General features: G+C 48.4%; 8 protein-coding genes. All 8 read left to right on the top strand.

Annotated features, from left to right (window positions below):
* The coding region (locus tag BMZ54_RS16875; RefSeq protein ID WP_143081036.1) for an integrase core domain-containing protein at positions 1 to 244 on the top strand (244 nt) is incomplete at its 5' end.
* Positions 245 to 475: 231 nt separating this feature from the next.
* Positions 476 to 2755 (top strand): beta-glucosidase BglX, encoded by a 2280-nt coding sequence (gene bglX / locus BMZ54_RS16870; RefSeq protein ID WP_089914121.1) that lies wholly within the window; start codon positions 476 to 478, stop codon positions 2753 to 2755.
* 199 nt (positions 2756 to 2954) lie between these two features.
* Entirely contained in the window at positions 2955 to 3809 is an 855-nt protein-coding gene (hisG, locus tag BMZ54_RS16865) for an ATP phosphoribosyltransferase (RefSeq protein ID WP_089914118.1), read from the top strand.
* A gap of 100 nt (positions 3810 to 3909) precedes the next feature.
* Complete coding sequence (gene hisD / locus BMZ54_RS16860; protein WP_089914114.1) at positions 3910 to 5190, top strand: histidinol dehydrogenase; 1281 nt, start codon at positions 3910 to 3912, stop codon at positions 5188 to 5190.
* A gap of 94 nt (positions 5191 to 5284) precedes the next feature.
* Positions 5285 to 6352 (top strand): histidinol-phosphate transaminase, encoded by a 1068-nt coding sequence (gene hisC / locus BMZ54_RS16855; RefSeq protein ID WP_089914111.1) that lies wholly within the window; start codon positions 5285 to 5287, stop codon positions 6350 to 6352.
* A 17-nt stretch (positions 6353 to 6369) separates the two neighbouring features.
* Positions 6370 to 7506, top strand: a complete 1137-nt coding sequence (gene hisB, locus BMZ54_RS16850) for a bifunctional histidinol-phosphatase/imidazoleglycerol-phosphate dehydratase HisB (protein WP_089914108.1) — start codon at positions 6370 to 6372, stop codon at positions 7504 to 7506.
* A gap of 395 nt (positions 7507 to 7901) precedes the next feature.
* Complete coding sequence (locus tag BMZ54_RS16840; protein ID WP_089914102.1) at positions 7902 to 9311, top strand: anthranilate synthase component I family protein; 1410 nt, start codon at positions 7902 to 7904, stop codon at positions 9309 to 9311.
* 5 nt (positions 9312 to 9316) lie between these two features.
* Complete coding sequence (locus BMZ54_RS16835) at positions 9317 to 9886, top strand: anthranilate synthase component II (protein WP_089914269.1); 570 nt, start codon at positions 9317 to 9319, stop codon at positions 9884 to 9886.
* The last annotated feature ends 34 nt before the right edge of the window (positions 9887 to 9920 follow it).

Here is a 9920-nt window from a genome sequence, read left to right as displayed (position 1 = left end):
CTACGATAATGCTATGGCAGAACGCGTAAATGGCATTTTAAAACATGAGTTTGGGCTGAAAAGGACGTTTAGCAACTATGGCGACGCCGTCAATGCTGTTGGTAAGGCCATCGACTATTATAACCGTGTCAGGCCTCATATGAGTTGTAACTATCTGACGCCCAATGAGGCACATACCAGAACAGGCCCTTTGGCCAAAAAATGGAAGCCAAGAAAAAAAACAATGAGTAAATTACCCTTGTAAAGCGCTCGCTGAAACAATCTACAACCTGTAAAGCCAATTCTGCATTCAATACGTCAACTGTAAGGTTTTTCTGTACTAAGACAAGTTGTCTTATCCTGGAAAAGGTTTACAGATCGCTTAAATAATCCTGTTTGAAGTTTACAACAGCCGGCCGTAATCCTGATGGCGGTTTACAGGGGGCCGCTGCCTATTTCTACGTACCTTTAACCCTATCTAAACAATCAGCACGTCATGAAACGGATCCTTACCAGCGGTATAATGGCCCTCCTTGCCATTGTACTTGCAGCCCCAGCCCAGGCCCAGCAAACATCAGCAGCAAAAAAGCAATTCATTACCCAGCTAATGCAACGCATGACACTGGACGAAAAAATAGGTCAGCTTAACCTGCTCACCAGTGATATGGATGTTACCGGCCCCTTCGTTAGGCCGGGTTATAAAAAAGATATTGAAGCCGGTTTGTGCGGATCTATCTTTAACGCCTACACGCCGCAGTATACCCGCAAGCTGCAGGAAATGGCTATGGGCACCCGCCTGAAGATCCCCCTGCTATTCGGTTATGATGTGATCCATGGCCATAAGACCATTTTCCCCATTCCCTTAGGCGAAGCCTGCACCTGGGACCTGGGCCTGATGGAAAAAAGCGCGCGTATTGCTGCGCAGGAAGCCAGCGCCGATGGCCTGCACTGGACCTTTAGCCCCATGGTGGATATCGCCCGCGATCCCCGCTGGGGCCGCGTAGCAGAAGGGGTGGGGGAAGATACCTGGTACGGCGTACAGGTGGCCAAAGCCAAGGTAAAAGGCTACCAGGGTACAGACCTTGCCGCCAATAATACCATACTGGCCTGTGTAAAGCACTTTGCTTTATATGGCGCCGTAGAAGCGGGCCGCGATTATAATGTAGTGGATATGAGCCGCCGCCGCATGATGCAGGATTATTTACCACCCTATAGATCGGCAGTAGATGCCGGCGTGGCTACCGTAATGACCTCCTTTAACGAAGTGGATGGCATACCCGCTACCGGCAACAAATGGCTGATGACAGAGCTGCTGCGCAAGCAATGGGGCTTTAAAGGTTTTGTGGTGACGGATTATACCGCTATCAATGAAATGATCAACCACGGCGTACCTAAAGATGAGTATGAGGCCGCTGCCCTGGCCCTGAATGCCGGGGTAGACATGGATATGCAGGGTAGCGTATTTGCCACCCAGTTAAAGAAGCTGTTGCAGGATAAAAAGATCACGCTGCAGCTGATCAATGATGCAGTGTACCGCATTCTTGCCGCCAAATATGATCTGGGCCTGTTCAAAGATCCCTTTAAGTATTGCGATACCGTACGTGCAGCTAAAGAGATCATGAGCCCGGAAAATTTGCAGGCTGCTCGTGAAATAGCACAACGCTCCATTGTACTGCTTAAAAATGAAACGCAGCTGCTGCCGCTGAAAAAGCAGGGCAGCATTGCCGTAATAGGGGCCCTGGCCAACAGCCAGCGGGATGTGATCGGTAACTGGTCGGCCGCAGGGGATGCCGGCAAAGCAGTGAGCTTGTTACAGGGTATTCAGAATAAGCTGGGTACAGCCGTAAAAGTCAACTATGCACAGGGCGCCCATATAACCAGCGATACCGGCTTATTAAAAAAGGCTATGCAAAAACAGCGGCTGGAAGCAGCTGATACGGCCAACAGCGCACAGCTGTTATCAGAAGCAGTAGCGCTGGCAAAGCAATCAGATATTGTGATCATGGCCCTGGGCGAATCGCAGGGCATGACAGGAGAAGCAGCCAGCCGTTCTAACATCAGCATACCGGAAAGCCAGCAGGAATTATTAAAGGCAGTATATGCCACCGGCAAACCGGTGGTGCTGGTATTAATGAATGGCCGCCCGCTTACGCTGGAGTGGGAAGATGCGCATATTCCATCTATTGTGGAAACCTGGTTCCTGGGCACAGAAGCCGGTAATGCCATTGCCGATGTACTGTTTGGCGATTATAACCCCGCCGGTAAGATCACCATGAGTTTTCCGCGGAATGTGGGGCAGATCCCCATTTACTATAATCACCGCACCACCGGCCGGCCCATTGATCCTAACAATAAATACTCCTCCAAATACCTGGATGTGGCTAACGAGCCGCTGTATCCCTTTGGCTACGGGTTAAGCTATACGAAATTCACTTATGGCAGCCTGCAGCTGAGCAAGCCGCAGATCACAGCTGCCGCGCCCTTACAGGTAAGTGTGAACGTTAGCAATACCGGCAACTACGATGGGGAAGAGGTAGTGCAGCTTTACATCCGCGATAAGGTGGGCAGCGTAACCCGCCCGGTAAAAGAGCTGAAAGGATTTAAAAAGATCTTTTTGAAGAAAGGAGAAAGTCAGACCGTAACGTTCACCATTAGCGTGGAAGACCTGAAATTTTATGACAAGGATATGCGGTGGAACTACGAGCCGGGCGCCTTTACCGTATTTGTCGGTACTAACAGCCGCGATGCGCAGGGCGTGGACTTTACTTTGAATTAATGGGCAATTAATTTTGATTTTCCACATTTCTTACTATTTTTGCCCCGTCATTATGATCACTAACGTACATACCCATCATCACCACCACACTTACCACACCGGTAGGCAGGGATGATATTATGTATAAAAATATATCTAAATATCAGCGGCTTACCGGAAAAGGTAAGCCGCTGTTGTTTTTACTGAACATTCATCTTTTATGAAGCTTAAACTCGCCATCCAGAAATCAGGCCGCCTGCACGACGATTCTATTAAACTGCTCAAAGAATGCGGTATAGACATCAACAACGGGGTTAACCGGCTAAAGACAGAAGCCAGCAACTTTCCCCTGGAAGTATTTTTCCTGCGCGATGATGATATTCCGCAATACGTAGAAGATGGAGTGGCCGATTTAGGCATAGTGGGTGAGAATGTGGTGATGGAAAAGAACAAGCAGGTACAGGTAGTAGAAAAGCTGGGTTTTGGTAAATGCCGTTTATCCGTAGCCGTGCCCAAAGCCATGGACTACAGCGGCGTGCAGGACCTGCACAAGCTGCGCATTGCTACTACTTATCCTGTTATTGTAGATGATTTCCTGAAAAAGAACAGCATTACCGCAGAGATCCATGAGATCAGCGGATCTGTGGAAATAGCGCCTGGTATTGGTTTGGCAGATGCTATCTGTGACCTGGTGAGCAGCGGTTCCACCCTGTTCATGAACGGCCTTAAAGAAGCGGAAGTGATCCTGAAATCAGAGGCCGTGCTGATTGCCAACAACGGGTTGAATGCCGCACAGCAGCAAATACTGGACAAGCTGCTGTTCCGCATAAAAGCAGTAAAAAAGGCAAAGAACAACAAGTACATTCTGTTGAATGCACCTAACAATAACCTGCAGCAGATCATTAGCCTGCTGCCTGGTATGAAAAGCCCCACCGTGCTGCCGCTGGCAGAAGAAGGCTGGAGCTCCGTACATTCCGTACTGAATGAAAATGATTTCTGGGACATTATTGAAAGCCTGAAAGCCGCCGGTGCACAAGGCATACTGGTAGTGCCTATTGAGAAAATGATCATCTGATAATTTTAGATCTTAGATTTACGATTTTAAATTGGATGCCGCTTTATTGAAGGCCTTCCCTAAATCTAAAATCGTAAATCTAAAATCGTAAATCTGGATTATGCAAGTATTCGAATATCCTGATAGTTCATCCTGGCCGGCACTTTTACAACGTCCGGTAATGGATACCACTGCGCTGGAAAGCAATGTGGCCGCTATTTTGAAGGAAGTGCAGCAACAGGGCGATGCCGCTGTTCGCAAATACGCTTTACAGTTTGATAAGGTACAGCTGAATGAGCTGCAGGTAACCGAAACGGAATTTGCACAGGCTACCGCAGCTTTAGACCCTGCCCTGAAACAGGCCATTCTGCAGGCTAAACAGAATATTGAGACCTTTCACCGCGCGCAGCAGGAAGCCGGTAAAATTATAGAAACCATGCCCGGCGTACATTGCTGGCGCAAATCCCTGCCCATAGAAAAAGTAGGGCTATACATTCCCGGTGGTTCTGCACCTTTGTTCTCCACCATCCTGATGCTGGGCATACCCGCCGTAATAGCCGGCTGTAAAGAGATTGTGCTGTGTACGCCCTCCAATGCTGCCGGCGAAGTGCATCCTGCCATCTTATTTGCAGCACGCCAGGTAGGCATTGACCGGGTATTTAAAATAGGCGGTGTACAGGCCATTGGCGCTATGGCATATGGTACCGCTACCGTGCCTAAAGTGCATAAGATCTTTGGACCGGGCAACCAGTATGTTACCTGCGCTAAACAATTGATCAATAAAGACGGTATTGCTATTGACATGCCGGCCGGTCCTTCGGAAGTAGCTGTGCTGGCAGATGAGAGTTGTGTACCTGCTTTTGTGGCTGCGGATCTTTTATCGCAGGCAGAACATGGTCCGGATAGCCAGGTGCTGCTGGTAACCACCAGCGCCGACGTTATTAAGCAGGTGCAGCAGGAGGTAGAGGAACAGCTGGCAGCGCTGCCCCGCCGCAGCATAGCCACGCAGGCGCTGGAACACAGCCGTTTGGTGCTGGTAAAAGATATGGACATTGCCATGGAGCTGTTGAATGCCTATGCACCGGAACATCTGATCATTGCCTGTAAAGATGATATTACGCTGGCAGATGGTGTGGTGAATGCAGGTTCCGTTTTCCTGGGTAATTACTCTCCGGAAAGCGCCGGTGATTATGCCTCCGGCACTAATCATACCCTGCCCACCAATGGTTATGCCCGTGCATACAGCGGTGTATCGCTGGATAGTTTTGTGAAAAAGGTAACCTTTCAGCGTCTTACACAGGAAGGTTTGCAGAATATAGGCAACACCATTGCCGTGATGGCCGCCGCGGAAGGGCTGGATGCTCATAAGCGCGCTGTTACCATCCGTTTAATTAATAATTAAGAATGAATAATTAATAATCGTAGTGCCGGCACTTCATTGTACAATTATCCTTCATGATTATTAATGCTTAATTATTCATTATTAATTCTGTTTTATGTTCGATCTGAATAAATTGCTGCGCAATAATATTAAACAGCTGGTGCCCTACTCCTCTGCCCGCGACGAGTTCAAAGGAGAGGCCCGCATTTTCCTGGATGCTAATGAGAATAGCTTTGGCTCCCCGCTGCCAACAGATTACAACCGCTACCCGGATCCGATGCAGTGGAAGCTGAAATACAAGCTCGCAGATATTAAAGGCGTACCGCCCCAGCATATTTTTATAGGCAATGGCAGTGATGAGGTGATAGATGTGCTGTACCGTGCCTTATGTAACCCGGGTGTGGACAATGTGATCCTTTGCCCACCTACCTATGGCATGTACGAAGTAAGCGCGCACATTAATGATGTGGTGATACGGCAGGTAAGCCTTACCGAAGATTTTCAGCTGGATATGCCTGCGCTGCAGCAGGCCATAGATGAAAACACAAAGCTGATCTTTGTTTGCTCACCCAACAACCCTACCGCCAACTCTATTAACCGGGAGGATATTGAATTGCTGCTGAATAATTTTGAAGGCATCCTGGTGGTGGATGAAGCCTATATTAACTTTGCCCGTCAGAAAACATTTATCCAGGAGCTTACAGAATATCCTAACCTGGTAGTAATGCAAACCCTTTCCAAAGCATGGGGCCTGGCCGCGTTACGGGTGGGAATGGCTTTTGCCAGCGAAGACATCATACAGGTGATGAATAAGATAAAACCACCGTATAACATTAGCCAGGCAGCACAGGAGCTGGCATTGCAGGCCCTGGAAAACATAGCGCAGGTAAATGAGTGGATCCGGGAAACCGTGATTGAAAGGGATAAGCTGGCCACCTCGCTGGAAAAGCTGCCGCTGGTAGTAAAAGTATATCCCAGCGATGCGAATTTTATACTTGCTAAAACCATCGATGCCAAAGCCATTTATCAATACCTGGTAACGCTGGGCATTGTAGTGCGCGACCGCTCCCGGGTGGAGCTATGCGCCGGCTGCCTCCGCATTACTGTAGGCACACCGGAGGAAAATGAAAAGTTAATAGCAGCCTTAGCGGATTATAAAATTGAAGTAGGAAGTATTAAGTAAGTCAAAACATCATTTGCATGAAGCGTGTACTTTTTATAGATCGTGATGGTACCCTTATCAAAGAAGTACCGCCCACTTACCAGATAGATACCCTGGAGAAAATAGAATACTATCCCAAAGTATTCACCTACATGGTGAAAATAGCCACTGAGCTGGATTATGAGCTGGTAATGGTAACCAACCAGGATGGCATGGGAACGGAGTCCTTCCCGGAAGCGCATTTCTGGTTAGTGCAGAACAAGATCATACAGGCCTTTGAGAACGAAGGGGTAGTATTTAAAGCTATACACGTGGACCGTACTTTTCCGCATGAGAATGCACCTACCCGCAAACCCGGCATTGGTATGCTTACGCAATACTTCTCTGCCGACTATGACCTGGCCAACTCTTTTGTGATAGGCGACCGTATCACCGACGTACAATTAGCCAAGAACCTGGGCGCCAAAGCCATCTGGATGAATGAAGGCACGGGCCTGGGAAGCGCGGAAATAAAAGATGCCGCTGCTGCTTTGCAACCGGTAATAGCCCTGGAATCAACCGACTGGGCAAAGATCTATGAGTTCCTGAAGCTGGGTTTAAGGACCGTTACACATACCCGTACTACAAAAGAAACCGATATCAGCATTGCCCTGAACCTGGATGGCAAAGGGCAGGCGCATATTGAAACCGGCCTGGGTTTCTTTGATCATATGCTGGAGCAGATTGCCCGCCATGGCAACATTGACCTTACTATTAAGGCCAAAGGCGACCTGCATATTGATGAGCATCATACCATAGAAGATACCGGCCTGGCGCTGGGAGAAGCCATGGCTAAAGCCCTGGCCGACAAACGGGGCATGGAGCGTTATGGTTTTTGCCTGCCCATGGACGATTGCCTGGCCCAGGTAGCCATTGACTTCGGCGGCCGTAACTGGCTGGTTTGGGATGCTAAATTTAACCGGGAGAAGATAGGGGAGATGCCTACGGAAATGTTCTTCCACTTCTTTAAATCCTTTTCAGATGCCGCTAAGTGCAATCTGAACATTAAGGCAGAGGGGGAGAATGAGCATCATAAGATAGAAGCCATCTTTAAGGCCTTTGCTAAAGCCGTTAAAATGGCCGTGCGCCGCGATCCTTCTAATTTGCAGCTGCCCAGTACCAAGGGAGTGTTATAAGCAGAAAGCATAAAGCAGAAAGCATAAAGCTTGATGTCCGGCGCCTGGGCTGGTTGCTTAAGGTTTAGGCTAATTGCCGGCAGTATCCGGTACAGCACAATGGCTTTGTGCTTTATGCCTTGTGCTTTCCGCTCAAAAGAAGGTAAGCGGCTTTATGCTTTCAGCTTTGAGCTTTTCGCTAAAAAAAATTTGCATTTTCTAAAAAAACAACCCATATTTGCTCCCGTAATGAAACAGAACGTAACATACAAGCATTGGTGGTGGCACGGAATCATATCCTGATCTGTGTTACAGTGCCATAAATTTGTATGAACAAATATATTCAGAAGGCTCGCTGTTACACAGCGGGCCTTCTTCCTTTTAGGCAACTTCCGACTTCAAAATCTCAATAATACATGCGTACCATTCAAGTAAGAACGAGATCCAAACAAATGCTGGCAGATGTGTACACCCCGGTGGGCATCTATCTGCGCCTGCGCGATAAATTCCCCGGCACAGTGCTGCTGGAAAGTACGGACTACCGCGCCAGTGAGAACAGCTTTTCCTTTATCTGTGTAAAGCCTATAGCCGGTATTGAAGTTACCTCTACCTCCAATTTTGAGTTCAAGTATCCCAACCTGCCGGTAGAGCGCAAACAGCTGAAGAATAAAGAAAGCGTGCTGGATGAGCTGCAGCAGTTCTTAAACCAGTTTAGCTTCTCCGGCCAGGTCCCTTTACCTGTGGTACGCAGCCTGTTCGGATACACCACTTTTGATGCGGTACAGTTCTTTGAAACCATTGAATTTAATAAGCAGAAACCCAATGGCAACACCATTCCGTTGATGCGTTACCGTTTTTACCAGTACGTAATAGCCATTAACCATTTCAAAGATGAGCTGTACCTCTGTGAGCACCAGGTAGATGGCCTGGACAGTGAGTTTGAGCTGATAGAATCCCTCATTAAGCATAAGGATGTGCCCACCTATGGCTTTACTGCGGTAGGCAATGAAGAAAGCAACATGACGGATGCGGAGTACATGCAGATGGTAGAGCAGGGCAAACAGCACTGTTTCCGGGGCGATGTGTTCCAGGTAGTGCTGTCGCGGGCCTTCCAGCAACGTTATAATGGCGATGAATTCAATGTATACCGCGCCCTCCGCTCCATCAATCCTTCTCCTTATCTCTTTTACTTCGATTACGGTGATTATAAGCTGATGGGTTCCTCACCCGAAGCGCAGCTGGTCATCAAAGACAATAAAGCCACCATTCACCCCATAGCAGGCACTTTCCGCAGAACCGGCGATGATGAGCAGGACCAGCAGCTGGCCGATAAATTATTGCTGGACCCTAAGGAAAATGCAGAACATGTAATGCTGGTAGACCTGGCCCGTAATGACCTGAGCCGCCATGCCAGCAATGTTGAGGTGGAATCGTACCGTAAGATCCAGTTCTACTCGCACGTGATACACCTGGTAAGTGAAGTGGTAGGCAAGATCCAGCCGCATGTAAATCCTTTTTCCCTGCTGGCGGCCACCTTCCCGGCCGGTACCTTAAGCGGGGCGCCCAAATACAGGGCTATGGAGATCATTGACCAGTATGAGCCTACTGCCCGCGGCTTTTACGGCGGTTGCATTGGCGCGGTAAGCTTTAACGGCGATTTTAACCACGCCATCATGATCCGCTCCATGCTTAGCAAGTCCAATACGCTGTATTACCAGGCCGGCGCCGGTGTGGTAGCCAAATCTGTAGCTTCTTCAGAGCTGGAAGAAGTGAGCAATAAACTGAATGCATTAAAACAGGCCATATTGCTGGCCCAAAAAATATAAGTGTGATGAACATACTGGTATTCGATAACTACGATTCTTTTACCTATAACCTGGTACACCTGGTTGAGAAGATCATTAATGGCAAGGTGAAGGTATTTCGCAATGATGAAATACCCCTGGAGCAGATCAACGAATTTGATAAGATCATCCTGTCGCCCGGACCTGGCATACCGGAAGAAGCAGGATTGTTATTACCGCTTATTAAAGAGTACGCCCCTACGAAATCTATTTTTGGTGTATGCCTGGGCCAGCAGGCCATAGGACAGGCTTTTGGCGCAAACCTTATTAACCTGAAAGAAGTATACCATGGCGTAGCCACCCCGGTGAACATTGTATCCCGCGAGGGACGTTTGTTTAACGAACTGCCCAATGAGCTGGAAGTAGGCCGTTATCACTCCTGGGTAGTAGATGAAAGCACCTTACCTGCTGAACTAACTGTTACCGCACGTGATGAGCATGGGTATATTATGGGGCTGCAGCATAATCAGTATGATGTAAGCGGGGTGCAGTTCCACCCGGAAAGTGTGCTAACGCCGCATGGCGAAAAGATCTTACGGAACTGGCTGCAAATGTGATCCGTGTACCGCACATAGAATATCAAATGCTAAC

Origin of the sequence: Chitinophaga rupis (genome assembly GCF_900109685.1) — a bacterium.
Lineage (GTDB): Bacteria > Bacteroidota > Bacteroidia > Chitinophagales > Chitinophagaceae > Chitinophaga > Chitinophaga rupis.
This window is presented reverse-complemented; position numbering and strand designations above follow the sequence as displayed.